Source organism: Streptomyces endophytica, from assembly GCF_026153355.1.
Taxonomy (GTDB): domain Bacteria; phylum Actinomycetota; class Actinomycetes; order Streptomycetales; family Streptomycetaceae; genus Streptomyces; species Streptomyces endophytica.
On the sequence record NZ_CP110636.1, the window covers coordinates 3,121,401 to 3,139,281 of the forward strand.

The 17,881-nt window shown below is 71.0% G+C and carries 12 protein-coding genes and 2 tRNA genes; 6 read left to right on the forward strand and 8 right to left on the reverse strand.

Annotation, left to right across the window (positions count from 1 at the left end; all coding sequences use genetic code 11):
- Nucleotides 1-231: 231 nt before the first annotated feature.
- Nucleotides 232-1,212 carry a glycoside hydrolase family 6 protein gene (locus tag OJ254_RS14070; protein WP_265365151.1) on the forward strand — a complete coding sequence of 327 codons (981 nt, stop codon included), beginning with the start codon at nt 232-234 and terminating at the stop codon, nt 1,210-1,212.
- Nucleotides 1,213-1,454: 242 nt separating this feature from the next.
- Here the strand turns inward: OJ254_RS14070 and glxA are convergent, their stop codons facing one another.
- Both glxA and OJ254_RS14080 read right to left on the reverse strand, forming a co-directional pair.
- Nucleotides 1,455-3,416 (reverse strand): radical copper oxidase GlxA, encoded by a 1,962-nt coding sequence (gene glxA / locus OJ254_RS14075; protein ID WP_265362602.1) that lies wholly within the window; start codon nt 3,414-3,416, stop codon nt 1,455-1,457.
- The gene (locus tag OJ254_RS14080; protein ID WP_265362603.1) at nt 3,413-5,386 is read right to left on the reverse strand and encodes a glycosyltransferase family 2 protein; all 1,974 of its coding nucleotides are present in this window, start codon (nt 5,384-5,386) and stop codon (nt 3,413-3,415) included. Before OJ254_RS14080 ends, glxA begins: the two co-directional genes overlap by 4 nt.
- Before the next feature lie 1,405 nt (nt 5,387-6,791).
- On the opposite strand from OJ254_RS14080, the gene OJ254_RS14085 reads away from it, so the two are divergent.
- Nucleotides 6,792-7,040: a hypothetical protein gene (locus tag OJ254_RS14085; protein WP_265362605.1), complete on the forward strand. Its 249-nt coding sequence runs from the start codon at nt 6,792-6,794 to the stop codon at nt 7,038-7,040.
- A gap of 313 nt (nt 7,041-7,353) precedes the next feature.
- On the opposite strand, the gene OJ254_RS14090 is transcribed toward OJ254_RS14085, so the two are convergent.
- Nucleotides 7,354-7,427, reverse strand: a tRNA-Lys gene (locus OJ254_RS14090).
- Between the two features lie 551 nt (nt 7,428-7,978).
- On the opposite strand from OJ254_RS14090, the gene OJ254_RS14095 reads away from it, so the two are divergent.
- From OJ254_RS14095 to OJ254_RS14110, 4 genes are all read left to right on the forward strand, one after another.
- On the forward strand, nt 7,979-8,407 hold the full coding sequence (locus tag OJ254_RS14095; RefSeq protein ID WP_265362606.1) for an SsgA family sporulation/cell division regulator: 429 nt from the start codon (nt 7,979-7,981) through the stop codon (nt 8,405-8,407).
- A 354-nt stretch (nt 8,408-8,761) separates the two neighbouring features.
- Nucleotides 8,762-10,315 carry a hypothetical protein gene (locus OJ254_RS14100; RefSeq protein ID WP_265362607.1) on the forward strand — a complete coding sequence of 518 codons (1,554 nt, stop codon included), beginning with the start codon at nt 8,762-8,764 and terminating at the stop codon, nt 10,313-10,315.
- A 1,210-nt stretch (nt 10,316-11,525) separates the two neighbouring features.
- On the forward strand, nt 11,526-12,119 hold the full coding sequence (locus OJ254_RS14105; RefSeq protein ID WP_265362608.1) for a lytic polysaccharide monooxygenase auxiliary activity family 9 protein: 594 nt from the start codon (nt 11,526-11,528) through the stop codon (nt 12,117-12,119).
- 310 nt (nt 12,120-12,429) lie between these two features.
- Nucleotides 12,430-14,292: an AMP-binding protein gene (locus OJ254_RS14110; RefSeq protein WP_265362609.1), complete on the forward strand. Its 1,863-nt coding sequence runs from the start codon at nt 12,430-12,432 to the stop codon at nt 14,290-14,292.
- Nucleotides 14,293-14,654: 362 nt separating this feature from the next.
- Here the strand turns inward: OJ254_RS14110 and OJ254_RS14115 are convergent.
- From OJ254_RS14115 to OJ254_RS14135, 5 genes are all read right to left on the reverse strand, one after another.
- Nucleotides 14,655-14,728 (reverse strand) — tRNA-Lys (locus OJ254_RS14115).
- Between the two features lie 109 nt (nt 14,729-14,837).
- Nucleotides 14,838-15,596 carry an IclR family transcriptional regulator gene (locus OJ254_RS14120; RefSeq protein WP_265362610.1) on the reverse strand — a complete coding sequence of 253 codons (759 nt, stop codon included), beginning with the start codon at nt 15,594-15,596 and terminating at the stop codon, nt 14,838-14,840.
- Nucleotides 15,597-16,119: 523 nt separating this feature from the next.
- Nucleotides 16,120-16,584: a hypothetical protein gene (locus tag OJ254_RS14125; RefSeq protein ID WP_265362611.1), complete on the reverse strand. Its 465-nt coding sequence runs from the start codon at nt 16,582-16,584 to the stop codon at nt 16,120-16,122.
- Between the two features lie 76 nt (nt 16,585-16,660).
- Nucleotides 16,661-17,005 (reverse strand): hypothetical protein, encoded by a 345-nt coding sequence (locus OJ254_RS14130; protein WP_265362612.1) that lies wholly within the window; start codon nt 17,003-17,005, stop codon nt 16,661-16,663.
- 222 nt (nt 17,006-17,227) lie between these two features.
- Nucleotides 17,228-17,743, reverse strand: coding sequence for a winged helix-turn-helix domain-containing protein (locus OJ254_RS14135; RefSeq protein ID WP_265362613.1), 516 nt, complete (start codon nt 17,741-17,743; stop codon nt 17,228-17,230).
- Nucleotides 17,744-17,881 lie beyond the last annotated feature (138 nt).

Sequence of the window (17,881 nt, forward strand, 5' to 3'; positions counted from 1 at the left end):
TCACTGCGGCGCGGTTGCGGTGTGCCACGATGACTCCGTCCGGCAGTCGTTTGCCGGTCTTGTACCGGTCTCGCGCCGGCATTTCCAACCGTTCCCACTATTTCAACTATCCCAACTGTCCCAACCGTTCTGTCAGTTCCCTGTGTTCCGTGCTCCGAGGGGGGAGTGGAAGTGAGGTACGGCAAACTGCGGCGGTCCGCCGTGAAAGGGGTGGCGCCGCTGGCGGCGGTGATGCTGCTGCTCACGGGCTGCTCGTCGTCCGGAAGTGCCGGCGGCGACAGCGGCGGCGGCGACGCCTCCGTGTCCGGCAGGCCCGGTCAGCGCCCCCGGTCCGTGACGCCCTACTGGGTCAACCCGGACAGTACGGCCGCCCGCCAGGTGTCCGCGTACGGCAAGGAAGGCAAGACCGGCGAGGCCCGGCTGGTCGACCGGATCGCCCGGCAGCCGGTCGCCGAATGGATAGGCGTCGACAACCCGCAGGGCCAGGCCCGCGGCTTCACCGAGGCGGCCGACCGGGCCGGCCGTGAGGCGCTGCTGGTCCTCTACAACATCCCGCACCGCGACTGCGGCCGCTACTCCCGCGGTGGCGCCGCCGACGGCAACGCGTACCGCGCCTGGCTGGACGGCGTCCTCAAGGGCATCGGCGATCGCGCCACCACGGTCGTCCTGGAGCCGGATGCGCTGCCGCACCTCGCGGACGGATGCACCCCTGCGCAGTTCCAGGAGGAGCGCTACGCCCTGCTGACGGAGGCGGTCGGCAAGCTCAAGGCACTGCCGCACACCACGGTTTATCTGGACGCCGGCAATCCGCACTGGATCAAGGATCCGGCCCGGATGGCCGAGCCCCTCAAGCGGGCCGGTATCGACCGCGCCGACGGCTTCGCGCTGAACGTCTCCAACTACCAGACCACGAAGGAGAACACCGCATACGGCACACGCCTCTCCGCTCTCGTCGGCGGCAAGCACTTCGTCATCGACACCAGCCGCAACGGCAACGGCCCGGCCCCGGGCGGCGACGACCGGGAGAGCTGGTGCAACCCACCCGGCCGCGCCCTGGGCACTCCACCCACCACCCGGACCGGCGACCCCCTGATATCCGGCTACCTCTGGATCAAGCGCCCCGGGGAGTCGGACGGCACCTGCAAGGGCGGCCCGAAGGCGGGCGACTGGTGGCCGGGCTACGCCCTCGAACTGGCCCGCAACGCCCGCTGACACCGTCGCCGGGCCGAGCCGGGGACCGCGCGAACGAGGCCTGCCGGCCGGGACCGCGGCGCAGCCGCCTCCGACCCGGTCCAGCCGCCTCCGACCCGGTCCAGCTGCCTCCGGCCGGTCTCAACTCCACCCGGCCGGTATCAAATCCACCCGACCGGGCCCAACTCCGCCCGGCCCCGCCTCAACTCCGCCCGGCCTACCTCAACTTCGGCAGGCCCCGGCTCAACTCCACCCCGCCCGGCTCAACTCCCTCCCGCCGGAGGGACCTTCACCCACACCGCCTTCGACGGGGTGCCCGCCTGATCGACCGCGTTCAGCATGTACCACCCGGGCGGCACCAGTGACGGGTCCGACGGCAGTGTCACCGTCACCCCGTCGCCGCCCTTGGTCACGTGGAAGTCCAGTGCGACCGACCGCTGTTCGACGTTGGTGACATGAGTGAACGACCCGGGACGGATCAGCCGCATCTTCCTGATCGCCGAGGCGTGCGGGGCGCGGTAGGTGGCCGTACCGCCGAGCCGGACCGTGCGAGGTGCGGGACCGGTGTCCACCAGCCGGGGGCGCGAGGACCGGAAGAGGTACGGCGGCGTGTAGAGGTCGATCTGCTGCTGGAAGACGCCCGGCCGGGTGTTGTCCTTGTCGCCGTAGAGGGAGTCGGAGCCGAAGGTCATCACCCGGCCGTCCGGCAGCAGCAGCGCGCCGGAGTGGTAGTTGCGGCCCACCAGCGGGTCGGCCACCGGCCGGGCGGTACCGGCGCCCGGGTCGTACAGCTCCGCCTTGAGGACGTTGGAGTCGCCGCGCCCCCGGTAGTCGCCGGAGCCGTTGGTGGTGAGCACGGTGTCGTCCGGCAGGATCACGCTGCTCGGGTAGCGGGCCTTGGCGTACAGCCGGGGCCCGTCCCGGAAGCGCGGCGCGGGGTCGTGCAGGTCGACGATCCGGGTCCGGTCGGTGGACCGCGGGTCCTCGCCGACTCCGCCGCCGCCCAGCACCATGTACCGCTGGTCCTGTGCGGGCGGCAGCAGCACCGACATCGACGTCTCCAGCAGGTCCGGGTCACTCATCCCGGGCACCGGCCGGAAGGAGTTCGACCGCAGGTCCCAGATCCCCGGCCTACGGCCGACGTTGTCGGGGCCGTAGCCGGCGTTGGAGCCCGTGTAGAAGACCCGGCCCCGGTCGGTCAGGAAGAGCGCCGGATAGGTGGGGAAGAAGCGCCGCTGCGGCAGGTAGTGCCACGTCTTCGTCGCCGGGTCGTAGATCTCCTGCTTGCCGGGGACGACCTGCCCGATCTCGTCGAGCCCGGAGACGGCCAGCACCGTGCCGTCCTGGAGCGTGGTCAGCGTCGGGTACCAGCGGGCCTCGTTCATCGGGTCGACGCGGAGGTAGCGCTCGGCCACCGGGTCGAACTCGAAGGCGTCCTTGATGCCCTGGAAGTCCTTCTTGTCGAAGGAGAGCTTCTGCGCGATGCCGTAGAAGTTGCGGGCATCGGCGCCGGTCAGGCCGTGGATCCGGTAGTTGTCCTGGGCGCCGGTGGCGTACTTCCGGCCGTCCTTGAGGGCCTCGACGTAGATCCGCGCCTCGCTGTGGGTCACGGTCACCCGGCCGGTCGCCGGGTCCTTGGTCTTCTTCGCCCGCGGCACCACTACCGGGTCCTTGGAGGCGAAGGTCTTGCCGTTCTCCCGGCCGGTGAAGAGCGTGCCCGCCGGAAACGTCCGGGGCGCGTCCGGATCCTCGTTGTAGACGATCATGAGTCCGCCGGCCTTCTTCACGTCCCCCTTCAGCTTCTCGTAGCGCTGGGTGCCGCCCGCCACCAGGAGCTTGCCGTCCGGCAGCTGGGTGTGCCCGGAGCAGAAGAGGTCCTTGGGTGTGGGGATGTTGGTGAAGGTGTTCTTCACGGGGTCCCACAGGACCGTGCGGAACGACTTGGCGCGGAAGTTCGCGGCGTTGTTGCCGGAGCCGGCGACCAGCAGCACCTTGCCGGTGTGCAGCAGGGCCGCGTGGATGGTGTTGATGCGGTACGCGGCGGGGACGTCGACGACCTCCCAGTGGCCGTTCGCCGCCTTGTACCCGGGCTGATTGATCTTGTACTGGTGGTACTCCTCCGAGGCGAGGCCGTAGAGAACCGGCCCGTTCACCCCGGCCAGCGCGAGCACCACCGCCGTCGCGATCGTCAGTCGGCGCAGGCGACGGCTCGGACGGTACTTCATGTGTGACGTCCCCCAAGAGCGGTCTGCAGGGTCTGCGGGGTTTCCGCTGTCTGCCGGGTGAGTTCGGGGCGCGCGGCCTCGCCCCGCGCGCCGACAGGGGATTCGACGGTGGGGGCGCCGGTGGCGAGGGCACCGCCGACGGGGGATCCGCCGACAGGGGATCCGAGGGCGGGGGATCCGGTGGCGGGGGGTTCGGCGGCGCGGCCGGTGACGCCGGCGGACACACGCCCGTCGGCCGCCGCAGCCCCCGCAGCCGCCTCGGTCGCCGCAGTCGCCTCCGCCTGCCGCCGCTGCCGCTTCTCCCCGCGTACGGACAGCCGCCAGACGACGATCGGCGCGATCGCGATCAGCATCGCCAGCACGGCCCAGACGATCATTGCCGGATGGCTGTGCCCCAGGACGAACGAGGCGCCCAGCGACCCCCCGAAGACGACCAGGAAGAACAGGTGCACCCGGAACGTCCCGAACAGCGTGTCCGGGCTCGACGAATCACCCTTCGGCGTCACCACGAACCGGCTTCGGCGGCGCAGCACCGCATCGCACAGCGCCCGCGCGTAGATCGGCGCCGACAGGGCCGACATCACCATCCCGGCGACCCCGCCCGACCCCTCCGGCTCGTGCGGCGAGACGTTGTGCCGCCGGTTCCAGACGTACAGCCCGATCTGTAGCGCCGACGCGTTGCCGTACAGCATCAGCCAGACGGTCGGATCGATGTTGACGCCCGAGGCGCCCCACCCCAGGAACAGCGAACAACTCAGCGCCGCCAGAATCCAGTTCAGCGCCGACATCGGATAGAAGATGACCATCAGGGTGTAGTTGAAGAGCCGCCCCGGCGACAGGGTGAACGGCGCCTTCCAGAACTGCTTGAGGATCGTCTCGTACGTCCCGCGTGACCAGCGCAGCTGCTGGGTGAAGAAGTCCGTCCAGGCGGTGGGCCCCTCACCGACGGCGAGCACGTCCGGCGTGTAGACCGACTTCCACTTCCGGCCCGTCCGCGGATTGCGGTGGCGGTGCATCTCGAAACCGGTCGCCATGTCCTCGGTGATCGAGTCGTACAGCCCGCCGATCTGCCGCAACGCACTGATCCGTACGGCGTTGGAGGTGCCGACGAACATCGGCGCGCCGTAGCGGTTCCCGGCCCGCTGGATCAGCGCGTGGAAGAGGAACTGCTGTGATTCGGCGGCCTTGGTGACGAAGCTGTCGTAGTTCCCGTACACCTGTGGGCCGATGACGAACCCGACGTCCGGGTCGCGGAAGAAGCCCAGCATCCGCTCCAGGTAGTTGGGCAGCGGCACGTGGTCGGTGTCGACGGAGGCGAAGAAGTCGTAGTCGTCGCCGTGGGCCTGCAGCCAGGCGTTGTAGTTGCCGTGCTTGGTTCTGGCGCGATGCGGCCCCTTGGCCTGATTCCACTCCGGGATGCCCTTACGGGTGAAGTGCCGCACCCCCAGCCGTCGGCAGACGTCCTTGACCTCGGGGTCGTCCCCCTCGTCCAGCAGCCAGACGTGCACCGGACCGCGGTGCCGCACCCGGACTGCCGCCTGCAGCGTCCTCGTCACCATGGCCAGCGGTTCCTTGCCGGGCACGAAGGAAGTGAGGAAGGCGACCCGGGTGCCGCTCTCGGGCACGACCGGCACGGGGTCACGGGCGACGAGCGTGGCGTGCGCGTTGGAGAGCACGTTCATGCAGCGGAAGAACTCGATCAGCCCGATCGAAACCAGCATCACGGAGTCCAGCGCCGGCAGGAAGGCGTGCGCCGGGTAGTCGCGATGCGTCCAGTGCCCGGGCTGCAGCAACCACGTCAGCAACCCCAGCGAGAGCAGCGGCGCGGCCCCGAGCAGCAACGCCGCACGCACCCGGTGCGGCTCCCCGGCGAGCAGCGACCGATAACGCACCCGGTACGGGCGCCCCGGCTCGGGCTGAGTGAGCGGCCCGGCCAGCCGGCTGTAGTGCTCGTAGTCATAACGCGGCAACGCCTGCTGCGGGCTGCGCTTTTGCTGCCTTTGCTGCCGCTGTCGCCGCTGGCGCCGTCCTTGCTGCCGTTCCTGTTGCCATTCCTGCTGCTGTGCCTGTTGCAGCTCCGGTTGCCGCTCCGGTTGCCTGTGGTGCCTCTGTGGCGAGTGCTGCCGCCGCAGGCGGGGACGGGCGGTGATGGGGGGCGGTGGGGGGACGGGGGTGAGGGGCGCGGAGGCGCGTGGCGTGCAGGCACGTTGTGCGGAGGCGCGTGGTGCGAAGGCGCGTGGCGTGAAGGTGTGTTGTGTGGCGGTACGGCCTGTGGAGGCGCGTCGTACGGTGTCGGCGTCGGCAGCATCGGCGTGGGTGTCGGTGTCGGTGTCGGAGCCGTCATCGGCATCGGCTCGTGGGCCGGTGGCTCGTCGTCGTGTGAAAGCAGATTGTCCGGATCGTGCGAAAGCGGATTGTCCGGGTCCGGACCGCGCGAATGCTGCGGCCGGACGTCGTCAGGCGGCGACGTCATGAGTCCATCCCCCCGCACGCAGCCCACGCTGCGTGCCGTATCTGCTGATGGCCCGGTTGTCCTTCGGTCCCCCTCGACCGACTCGGGCTCGTTGATGTCGGGCCGCCGCGCCGGCGGGCGGCGGCGGCCGTTTCCGGCGGTGTGACAGGCGCCCCCGGCCGCTCTTCCGAGCCACGGGTTCCCCGGCGTCCACATCACGCCAACCGACGTATCCGTTGGTCCCCAACTCCCTTGAACACAGCCACTTTTCGGCCGAGTTCCCAGGTCAGGTTCCCGAACCGGATCCCTTGATCGCAAGACGGTCCGAGGGGGATACGGACAAGGCTGTGCCATGCGGGACGGTGTATGGCGGAGCGCGCACGCCCGAGCCCGTAACCGCCCGAAAATGCCCACTTGGCGCGCCCTTTTGATGGGGTGGCCGATACGCCCCTGCTTGGCGAGTGGCAGACGTGCGCGGCCGCCCCGTTGCCCACCACGCCTCGGCCGTACCGCGACCGTATTCTCACCGTCACCGTCACCGTCACCCTCACCGTCCCGCGGTCCGGTCGGATCACCACACGGCGTGCGTACGACCTGGCACTCGACGGGGCGCGCACACGGCCATCGGAGGCACCCGCCCGAGCCGGCGCACGGGAGGAGAGCCTTGGCGTACGACCGGAGGACGGTGGCGAGCGACCGGAGAGCCGTGGCGTACGGAGGGCGGAGCGCGGTCCGCAAAAGGACGACTGCGGCACGCAGGACGCAGGACGCAACAGCCTGTCGCGCCGAGTCCTTGCTCCGACCGGGGGAGGGCGAGGAGAAGGGGAGAGCCCGGTGACCAGAGCCGGGGCCGGGACCGGGACGAAGGCTGAGGTCAGCGGGGCGAAGCCCCTCGCGCCGCACGCTCGGGTTCTCTGGGCAAGGTGCCCGCTTCTCTGGGCAAGGTGCCCGCCGACTTCGTGGCCGGCGAGGGCTGGCACCTTCCCGGACACATCCTCAGGGCCGGGCCGGGCCGGGGCCGGGCCGGGCCGGGCGGGGTCGAGTCCGACCGGATCGCCGCGGCCCGCCCGCGCCCTTCCCGCTCGACGTCGGCCGCCGGCCGCGTCTACTGGAGCCGGGCAGCCACTGGCCGCGCCTGGCGCTGGTCGGCGTACTGCTACTGCTCGGCATGATCCTCTCGGGGCCGCCGTGGGGGCACTGCTCCTCCCGGTGGACGGCGCATGGCGGGCCCGGACCGCCCTGACGGGCTCTGTCGCCCCGCCCGGCCTCTGGATGACCACCGAACGCGTCACCCCCACCATCGGACCAGGCCCCGACGAGACAGGCCGCACATTCCGGGGGGGATTGGGGGCGAAGATCGGCCCGACCGCGTGCCCCGGTAGTCCGGCCCGCACACCGGGTGGCATGACCGAGGACATGACCGAGGGCATGGCTAAGCGCACGACTGAGGCCCCCCGCCATTGGCGAGGGGCCTCAGTCCTACAGTGCGCCGCCAGGGACTCGAACCCCGGACCCGCTGATTAAGAGTCAGCTGCTCTAACCAACTGAGCTAGCGGCGCCTGCTGACGTGAAGAACTCTACACGACCTCGGGCGGTGCTCCGTACCCCGGACAGCCCAGCTCACGCACCCCACGCATGTGATCCCGACCACTCAGGCCTGCCCGCACCCCCAGCCCCTCCCCGTCAGCCCCTCCCCCTCCAGCCTCCATTCCCCGTCCCCCCACCGCACGCCCCCTGCCCCGTCCCTCCCTCGGCGACCTCCGCCACCCCCTGCCGCACCAATCCCACCCACCCCACGGGTCGAAAGTCCCCTGATCTTGGGACCTTCGACTACCGAACAGCCCGAATTGCTCTGTGAAGATCGAGTTCATCGACCCCATGGCCGTAGCGCAGCATTTGCCCCGTCAACATGCGATGTGTCCTATCGATTGAGAGGCTGCAGCCAAGAACCAAGGCGAACGGATCGAGCGCGCGAAGAGGGAGGCGGCCATGGCGTTTGTCACTCCTCCTTCGTCTCCCGCAACCCCACCCCCCACAGCAACGTCTGCCAGGACGCGCGCCCCGGACCGGGCACCCGGGACTCGCCCCTCTGTCGGAAAGGTTGATCGTCGTGGTGTCGACAGCCAAACGCACCCTCGAGATGCGGCTCCTCCTCGGACCGGACGAAGCAGTTCCGGTCGCCGGCCGGTTCAGCTACCGCAGCGACCGCCCGTACGAGGTCGAGGTGGCCTTCATCAGCCGCGGCCGCACGGTCGCCACCTGGCTGTTCGCCCGTGACCTGCTGCTGGTCGGGCTGTACGACGAGGTCGGCGAGGGCGACGTACGGGTGTGGCCGTTCCGTCGGCCGGGCGAGCAGCGTCGGGTGCACATCGAGCTGGCCACCGACGACAGCGTCTGTGAGCTGACGGTGCGCGCAACGGAACTCACCGCCTGGCTGGAGCAGACCGCGGCGATCGTCCCACCCGGCGACGAGAGCGACTATCTCGACATGGACATGCACCTGGCCCGGCTGCTCACGGGGAAAGCTAGGGAGGGCTGAAAGGCTGATGGGGGAGACGACGATCAGGACCACGACGGCGGCAACGGGAACGGCCACGGCGAGGGTGAGGGCGGGCGCTGACGCGGGGACGCCGGCAGCGGCCCGGACGGATGCCGTCGCGGGGGCGAGAGCAGCGGTGGGGACGGACGTGGCTGCTGGGGCGAGGGCGGCGGCCGGGGCTGCGACGGTGCCGGCGGCGACTTCTGGTGCGGCCGAGGCCGGAGCGGCTCTGAGGGCAGCTGGGACGGGGCGACGCCGGGTGAGACCAAGACCGGAACGGCTCGGAGCTCAACTGCTGGCACGGGAGTGACGCCCAAGCAGGCCGAGGCGCCGGCGGCGACCCCCGCACCGGCAGTGCCCGCCGACTCAACCGTACGCAGCGCGGGCATATCCGCCACTGCCGCTGCCGACAACGATGCCGCCACCGCCACCGCCACCGCTGCCGACGCCGCCTGCACTGACCCCCGCCGCGTACCGGCCGCACGGCGCGGTACGGAAGCGGACCCGTCGACCGGCTGCGCTGGCGGCACCGGCGGGACCGGCGGCACCGGCGGTCAGGCCCACCCCGGCGCGGGCCACGACCCCCGCGTACACGGCTTCCTGCCCGAGCGGCCACCGGTCCGCTCCATGATCGGAACGTGGAGCCGGCTGGACGCCATGGCACGTGCCGCCGCGACCGCACCCGACCGCGCGACCGCCGTCGCCCTCGTCGAACGCGCCCATCGCGACGAGGAGTTGTCCGCCCTGCGGCAGCGGGTCTCCCGACTTTCGCCGCGCAATGCGGAGGCCGCGGCCATGCGCATCGCCGTGATCGCGGTGGCGTGCGGCTGGTGCGGGCTGGACCCGCAGGCACCGGCCGCACGCGAGGTCGCCGACGAGGCGTTCCTCGAACTGTGGGCGGCCATCGCGCACCGCATCGACCACGACCAGTTCGTCGCCCTGCCCACCCTCGCCCTCCACAACTGGGCCCCCGAACGCAAGCCCCGCCGCCACATCCCCATCGACCAACTGGCCCGCACCGAACAGCTCGTGCCCATCGTGCGCTGGGCCCCCGAAGGGCAACCGCTCAGCCGCCTGGACCGGCTGATGCTCGCCGCCACCCGCCTGGAGGCACACGGGATCTGGCTGCTACGGCTCGCCGAGACCCTCGCGGGCCGTTCGCCCGACGACTCCTCCACGCCGACGGCCCTCCGCCGCCTGGTCCGGGTCCAGCACGCGCTGCGCGCCCAACTCCATGCCGAGGCGGCACAACTGGCGGCCGCGCCGGCCACTCCGCAGCAGCGCGCGGTGCTCGGTGCGCTCGTCGAACAGGGTGCCCTGGAGCCGCCCGTACTCCAGGCCGCCGAGGCGGTACTCGGCATCGGCAGCCGCCGCATGGGCGAGGGCCGCCGCCAACTCCTGCGCCGCCACCTCCCGGCCCAGCACCGTGCCTGGCTCAGCGCGATGGACCGGCACTGCGCACCCGTACGCACCCTCGCCCACCGCGGCGGCCCCGACGCCGCCGTCTACCGCGAGGCCCAGGAATCCCTCATCGCCCTGCGCCGCACCTACACCGCCCTGGTCCACACCGCCGCCCGCCCCACCACCCCCTCCCACAGCCGCCTAACCGCCCCTCCTCCAAGCCCCCCTCCTCCAAGCCGCCCCCTCCTCCAAGCCGCCCCCTCCTCCAAGCCGCCCCCTCCTCCAAGCCGCCCCCTCCTCCAAGCTGCCCGTCTTCTCGCCCCGCCCTTCCGCCCCCTCGCCTCGCCCTTCCGCCCCTCATCCCGCCCCCGTGCCCCACCCTCAACCGCCCCCCCCGTGCCCGCTACGCCCACCCCACAACCCGGCCTCCTCACCCCGACTCCCGGCCCACCTCCCCCGCGGCCGGACTTACCCTCCGTTCGCCTCACCCTCCAGCCGCGCACCTGACGTCCCTCCGGCTTGCCCAGCCCTCCTCGCGCCCCGCCGGCATGCCCCATCCCCACCCCGCCTGCGGAACCTCCCCGTCGGCTAGCCCTGGCCTACCCGCGCCCGCCCGGCATGCCCCATCCCCGCCCCGCCTGCCGAACTCCCCGTTGGCTTGCCCTCGCCTACCCCCGCCCCGTTCGGCGTGCCTCGCCCCTCCCGTTCGGCGTGCTCCGCCTCTCCCGTTCGGCGTGCTCCGCCGGCCGGCCGGCTTGCCCCGCCCCTCCCGGCCGCCTGTCGAACCTCCCTCTCGGCTCGCCCCGGCCCCCGCAACCCCGCCCGGCATGCCCCTCCTCACCCCGGCCGCCGAACCTCGGCCTCGGCTTTCCCCGCCCCCGCCGCCTGCCCTCATCCCACCCCCGCCCCCTCCCCTCCCCACCCCTCGATCTGGACATTGGTCTGGTCGCACCGTCGATCAGGTGACCATGTCGAGCCAGTCGTCATACCGACCGGACAGCCCCGTCGCCGCCACCCGAGCCGATACGGGCACCCGCGCTGTCTCCAGCGCCCGCGCCGATCCGCCACCCGCGCAGTCTCCGACGCCCGCGTCGAACCGCCACCCGTGCCGACCTGTACCTGCGCGGATCCACTGCCTGAGCCGATCCGCCAACCGCGCCGTCTCCAGCGCCCGCGTCGAACCGCCATCCGTATCGATCACTCGATCCGTATCGGCCCGGTCACCCGCGCCGCCCTGATTCCCCGTGCCTTGCTCTCCCGCATCGGCCCGGTCACCTGCCCAGCCCTGAGTCCCCCTGCCTTGGTCTCCCGCATCGGCCCGGTCACCCGCCCAGCCCCGGTCCCCCCTGCCCACGGTCACCCGTATCGACCCCGGACCGCCGCGCTTCCGGTCGGCCACTTGCCTCGATCGAGCTGGCAACCCACATCGACGACCTGTGACCGGCCTCCACCCGGTGACCCGCCCCGGCCCGGTCACCCGTATCGCCCCAGTGACCGACCGTCCTCCCGATTACCGATCCGATCCGAACCGGCCGGAACCGATCCGATCTGAGGCGGCCGGAACCGATCCGGTGACCGCTCGGATTCAGTCATGCATTGGTCTGGACATGTCCAACCCCCGTTATTAGTCTGCCGTTTGGTCTAGACCGCACGGCGCTTCACTCGGCTCACTTCACTCAGCTCACGGAACTCCCCCCACGTTCTTCAGGAGCGAAGCATGCGTAAAAAGATCAGTGCTGCCGTCATCGGGCTCGGTGTCATCGGCGTCTCGTTGCTCTCGACGGGCAGTGCGTCCAGTCACGGTTACAGCGACGCGCCGCCGAGCCGGCAGGCGCTCTGCGCCAACGGCACCGTCAAGGACTGCGGCGCGATTCAGTACGAGCCGCAGAGCGTCGAGGGGCCCAAGGGCTTCCCCGCCGCAGGTCCCGCGGACGGCAAGATCTGCTCTGGTGGTCACGACAACTTCGCCGAGCTCGACGACCCTCGTGGCGGCAAGTGGCCCGGCACCAAGCTCACTCCGGGGCAGGGCTACACCTTCACCTGGCGGCTCACCGCAAGGCACGCCACCACGGACTTCGAGTACTTCATCACCAAGGACGGCTACGACCCCACCAAGCCCCTCACCCGCGCGGATCTCGAGCCCGAGCCGTTCATGACGGTCCCCATGGGTGGCGCCCGGCCCGGGGAGACCGTCCAGCATCAGGGCACGGTCCCCACGCAGAAGTCGGGCCGCCACATCATCCTGGGGGTCTGGAACATCGCCGACACCGGCAATGCCTTCTACGCCTGCTCGGACGTCGACCTGTCGTGAACTGCCTCTCCTTCTGAGTGGCTGCCATCGCTGATCCGCTCCTCTCGCTTTGGGCGTTCCTGCCCCTGACGCCTCCCCGACTTCTCTCGGGGAGGCGTTAATTACGTTACGGAGGTGGGGGATTGGTGACGTCACACCACGGGTTGGTTGTGAGGGGGGTGGGGGCTCGTACTACGGGTTGGTTGTGTGGGAGGTGGGGTGTCGTACCACGGGTTGAGGGCGGGTGAGGGCGGGCCGCTGGCTTGTGTGGGTCGTCGCGTCGGACGGTAGGGGTGGGAAGCTGACGTAGCGTCAGTTACAGTGCGGCGGCATGACGGTGGCCAAGGGCAGGGCCAAGGGCAAGAGCAAGACCAAGGGCAAGGGTGAGGTCAGGGGCAAGGGGGCGAGTGACAGCGGGGGCGATGGGGAGGGCGGGCGCGGGGCGGGGACCGTGGCCGAGCTGGTGCAGGGGCAGTGGGGGGATCACCGGGTCGGGGCGCGGTGCGGGGAGCGGGCGCTGACGCACCACGAGCTGGCGGCGGGTGCCGCGGCGCGGGCCGCGTTGCTGGGGGAGCTGTTGCCGCGCGGGGCGGAACCGCACATCGGCGTACTGCTCGACAACGTCCTCGAGTACCCGCTGTGGCTGAGCGCGGCGGCCCTCGCCGGAGCCGCCGTGGCCGGGATCAACCCCACGCGACGCGGCCCCGAGCTCCTGCGCGACATCCGGCACACCGACTGCGCGTTGCTGATCACCGAGCGCGCCTATGTGCCGCTGCTCGCCGGAATGGATCTCGGCATTCCGTTCGCCGAGCGGGTTCTGATCGTCGACGACCCAGCGTATGAGGAGCTGCTGCGTCCATACGAAGGTGTCTCGCCCATGGACGGCACCCTGCCGGTCGCGGGGCGGCGGGGCGTGGAGCCGGGGGCGCGGATGCTGCTCTACTTCACGTCCGGATCCACCGGCGCGCCCAAGGCCGCCGTCTGCACCCAGGGCCGGCTGGCCGCCGCCGGCCGTTCGCTCGTCGATTTCCTGGGGGTGCGGCGGGACGACGTGCACTACCTCTGCATGCCGATGTTCCACGGCAACGCCGTGATCGCCGGCTGGGCCCCCGCGCTGGCCGGCGGCGCGGGTATCGCGCTGCGCCGCCGCTTCTCGGCCTCCGCGTTCCTCCCCGACGTGCGCCGCTACCGTGCCACGTACTTCACCTACGTCGGGCGCGCCGTGCAGTATCTGCTCGCCACCCCGCCCGCCCCGGACGATCGTGATCACCCGCTGCGTACCGGGTTCGGCACCGAGGCGGGTGCCGTCGACGTCGCCCGGTTCGCGGAGCGGTTCGGCGTGCGCCTGATAGAGGGGTACGGCTCGTCCGAGGGCGGCGCGGCGATCCAGCGCACCCCGGACACCCCGCCCGGCGCCATCGGCCGGCCCGCCCCCGGCGACGATCTCGCCGTCGTCGACCCGGAGACCGGCGCCGAACTGCCGCGCGCCCGGCTCGACGCGGCCGGCCGGCTGCTCAACGGGGAGGAGGCGATCGGCGAGCTGGTCAACCGGGGCCGCAGCTCCTTCGAGGGCTACTGGCGCAACCCCGAGGCGACCGCGGACCGCCTGCGCGGCGGGTCCACCGGAGGGCGGGCCGGGGCGGGCTGGTACTGGACCGGTGACCTCTTCTTCCGGGACACCGAGGGGTTCTTCCACTTCGCCGGGCGGACCGACGACCGGCTGCGGGTCGACAGCGAGAACCTGGCCGCCGCGATGATCGAGAACATCCTCGCCCGGTACGCCCCGCTCACGGGGGCCGCGGTGTACGCCGTGCCCGACCCGGTGGCCGGGGACCAGGTGATGGCGGCCCTCTCGCTACGCGACGGGGCCGGATTCGACCCGGAGGACTTCGCGGCCTTCCTCGCAGCCCAGCCCGACCTCGGGACGAAGATGGCGCCCCGGTTCGTACGGACGGTGGCGGCGCTGCCGGTCACCGCCACGAACAAAGTGCACAGGGTCACGCTGCGCCGCGCCGGCTTCCGCTGCCCGGACCCGGTGTGGTGGAGGCCGATGGGGCGGCGGGTAAGAGGGGAGGGCGCGGCCGGGGCGGGGGACCCGGGCCACCTGGGATACCGGAGGTTCACGGCGGAGGACCGGGACGTACTGCTGGACATCTACCGCGAGCACGACCGGCTGGCGTTACTGGAGCGGTGAGCGGTGAGCGGTGAGCGGTGAGCGGTGAGCGGTGAGTCGTGAGCGGGCGCGCCGGGAGTGACCGGATGCGCCGGGAGTGACTGGGCGCGCCGAGAGCTACCGGGTGCGTGCGCGGGGGCCATCTGACACACCCGTGCGCGTGGCGCGGCTCACATCACCCCGGGGCGCGCCTCTGCCGGCTGCCCCCGTGCCCCAGCTGTCCGCCATCCGCCATCCGCCATCCACCATCGCCGGTCCGTAGAGATAGGCGCAGACAAAGCCACAGGCATAGGGGCAGACACAGCCACAGGCATAGGGGCAGACACAGCCACAGGCATAACGAAGTGGGCGCCCTCGGAAACCGAGGGCGCCCACTTCCTACGTGCGCCGCCAGGGACTCGAACCCCGGACCCGCTGATTAAGAGTCAGCTGCTCTAACCAACTGAGCTAGCGGCGCGCGCTGACGAAAGAAATACTACCTGGTCGAGAGGGGTGCTCCTGACCACCTGCCGAGCGCACCGGCCCGCGGGGCGCCCCGCCGACCTTCCGGCGGGAATTCCCCCCGATCAGATCGCCAACGACAGCAGGACCGGCGCGGCCTTGCGGTTGAGGGTGTCGGCGGCCTGGCGGAGGCGGTGGGCGTGTTCCAGGGGCATCGACAGGGCGAGGCAGCCCACCGTCGCACCGGCCGTGATCGGTACGGCGGCGCAGACCGTGCCGACGGCGTATTCCTGGAGGTCCAGGACGGGGACCGTGGGTGGCTGGCTGTCGAGCTTGTGGAAGAGCACCTTCTCGTTGGTGATCGTCCGGGACGTGAGCCGGGCGGTCTTGTGGCGTGAGAGGTGGTCCTTGCGGCCGTCGTGGTCGAGCTGCGCGAGCAGGCATTTGCCGACCGCGCTGGCGTGTGCCGTACGGCGGAACTCGGCCCACTCGTTGACCTTCGGTGCCAGTGGCCCGTCGGCGTAGTGCAGGATCTTGACCTCGCCGTCGATGTACCGGCTGATGTAGACCGCCGCGCCGACCGAGTCCCGCAGCTGGTCGAGGGTGCGCTGCAGCTTGTCGCGCAGCGCCTGCTCGCGGTCGCCGCCGGAGCCCAGCAGCAGGAGCGATTCGCCGACGACGTACGCGCCGTCGGCGACCTGCTCGACATAGCCCTCGCGCCGCAGCATCGACAGGAGGTGGGCCAGCTGGCCCGGGGGCAGGCCGGTTTCCCGGGCGATCTGCACATCGGTCACGCCACCGGCGTGCCTGGAGATCGTTTCGAGTACGCGAAGGGCGTACTGCACCGAATGGAACGGCGCGGTCGGCTCGGGCTTCAGCGCCACGGTGTCCCCCTAGCAGGTTGGTACCGCTTGCGTCGTCACCGCCGTGGCAGGCCGGACGACGTCATGGACGACCGATCCCGGACAACGGGGCTGCTATCACGATAGCGGCCAACGGCCCTCGATGGAGGGGGTCTTGACCGAAAAGAGGTGGGCTTCAGTTTTCTGTACTGCGGCGAGAGACTCTGGCATATGCCAAGGTCACGAAGTCGAGGCCCCGGGCGGGATGGCCCCGGTGGCGCCCGGCCGCCCCCTGGGTCGGCGGGGGAGGGCCCCGGGAGGCAGGAGATAGCGATCGGATTCGGCCAACTCATGGCCGGTAGGAGGCTCGTAGCAGGCCGGAGGCGGGTCGGGGCGGGTCGGCGGGGCCGTCAGCGGTGCGGCGGAGGGTGCCGCCGCGGCGTCCGGCGGGGCCGCCGGCCCGTCAAGCCGACGGTCCGACGGCCCGGCGAAGCGCCCAGGACGCCCTGAACAGCTTCCTCAGGATGCCCTGATCGCCTTTCTCAGAACGCCCTGAACATCTCCCTCACGACGTCCTGAGCATCTTCTCGTCGCTGGTCCACTTGATCTTGCTGCCCTTCCATGTGCTCACGTACCACAGGAAGACATGCTTCTCGGCCATCTGGCGGTCGAAGTTGCAGACCTGCCAGCCGCCCTTGTAGTTGCCGTAACACCGGTAGCCGGGCTGTCCGTTGGAGTTGACCGTGCCGCGGACCTCGACCCGCAGGCCGTCCTTGAGGGTGTCCTTGATCCAGACCCGGTCGCCCTTGGCCCGGAAGCAAGCCATGCCGGCCATCTTGCGGCCGTTGGAGACGGTGTTGCAGTAGGGGTCGAACCTGGTCGACCGGCCCGTCGGCTTCGCCTTCTGGCTGTAGACCTTCTTCTGGGCGTGGACGTCTCCGCCGGTGGCCGAGGCGGCGCCCGGAAGGGCGCCCACCAGGGCGGTGGCGGCGAGCGCGGCCCCCGCGGCGCCCGCAATGATCCTGCGCATACGTATCTGCCTTCGCTGGGCGTGAGGTGGTCGTCGGCGGCCGGTGGTCAGCGGCCGGGTCGTGCGCCGGGGCGGTTCAGCCGTAGAGCGGCGTGCTCCACACGGTCTTGTGCAGGCCCCTGCCCCACGAGGCGGTGACCTTCGTGCGCCACTTCTGCACGGGCATGTCGTCCTTGACCTCGCGGGTCGACTTGTAACAGGACCTGCCGTGGCTCGCGCAGTGAGCCGTCGCCATTTTCTTCTTGCCCTTGTAGAGGGTGACGGTGAACTTGGTGTACGCGGGCTTGTAGTTGCACTTGATCGCGCCGCTGCCGAACTTGTCGGTCTTCCGGTCGACCCGGTCGGTGTACGCGGAGACCTTGCAGCTCTTCTTCTGCACCGCGACCCCGTGGTCCGCGGCAAGGGCGGTGCCCGACGCCATTCCCGTCGTACCGAGAATGCTCACGGCGGCGGCACTCACGAGAAGTGCGTGGGTCGCCTGGTGAACGCGCATCTGTATCCCCTTCGGTTCTTTGTCGGCCGGGCGGGGAAGAGCCGCCGGGGGAATTCCGGTAGGGGCCCGGAATTCCCCCGGCGGCGTCCCCGCCGGTGAATCGCCTTCAGTCTTGAACAGACCGGCGGGGTGGCCAATGTCGGGTCGATGTCAGTTCGCTGACGGCTTTCGGGCCGGGGGCGCGAGCCGCAGTCCGTAGCCGCGGACCGAGGCGATGCCCACGTCGACGCCGGCCTGTTCCAGCTTCCGGCGCAGACGGCGTACCGCGCTGTGGATCACCGTGGTGTCCACCCCGCAGGACGCTCCCCAGACGTCCCTGACGAGCTGCGGGAACGACACCACGCCGGTGTCCGCACGGGCGAGGCGGGCCAGCAGCCCGGTCTCCTGGGCGGTCAGTTCCAGCGGAACGCCGTGCCACAGCGCCCGTTGCTCGTCCGGCCGGATCTCCAGATGGCTGACCCGGAGCGGGGCCGGCCGCCGGGCCGGGTCCGCCGGCGGCTCGCCGTCCATCAGGCGCCGGGCCTGGTCCAGGTCGCGGACGAGGAGGACCGGCAGATTGCTGTGCAGCAGTTCGTTGAGGTGCTCGACGTCGTCGACGGTGTCGGCGACGACCACCGCGTAGGCGTCCGGATGACGGACCGGCGGCTCCTGGGTGTGCGTGCTCACATCAGCTCCTCGGGAATGCACCAGGAGGGAAATCGGGCCGGGCGGGGCGGATGGTGCCGGATGTTCTTCGCTGGGCGCCGACTGATGTGGCGGAAAATGAGACGTCCACGTCTCCACTGTCCTTCCCATGAAAAAGGG

Excerpts from the sequence above, each read along its gene's own strand:
- OJ254_RS14070 (WP_265365151.1), top strand. The coding sequence starts at position 232 with ATGCTGCTGCTCACGGGCTGCTCGTCGTCCGGAAGTGCCGGCGGCGAC.
- glxA (WP_265362602.1), bottom strand. The coding sequence starts at position 3,416 with ATGAAGTACCGTCCGAGCCGTCGCCTGCGCCGACTGACGATCGCGACG.
- OJ254_RS14105 (WP_265362608.1), top strand. The coding sequence starts at position 11,526 with ATGCGTAAAAAGATCAGTGCTGCCGTCATCGGGCTCGGTGTCATCGGC.
- OJ254_RS14110 (WP_265362609.1), top strand. The coding sequence starts at position 12,430 with ATGACGGTGGCCAAGGGCAGGGCCAAGGGCAAGAGCAAGACCAAGGGC.
- OJ254_RS14125 (WP_265362611.1), bottom strand. The coding sequence starts at position 16,584 with ATGCGCAGGATCATTGCGGGCGCCGCGGGGGCCGCGCTCGCCGCCACC.
- OJ254_RS14130 (WP_265362612.1), bottom strand. The coding sequence starts at position 17,005 with ATGGCGTCGGGCACCGCCCTTGCCGCGGACCACGGGGTCGCGGTGCAG.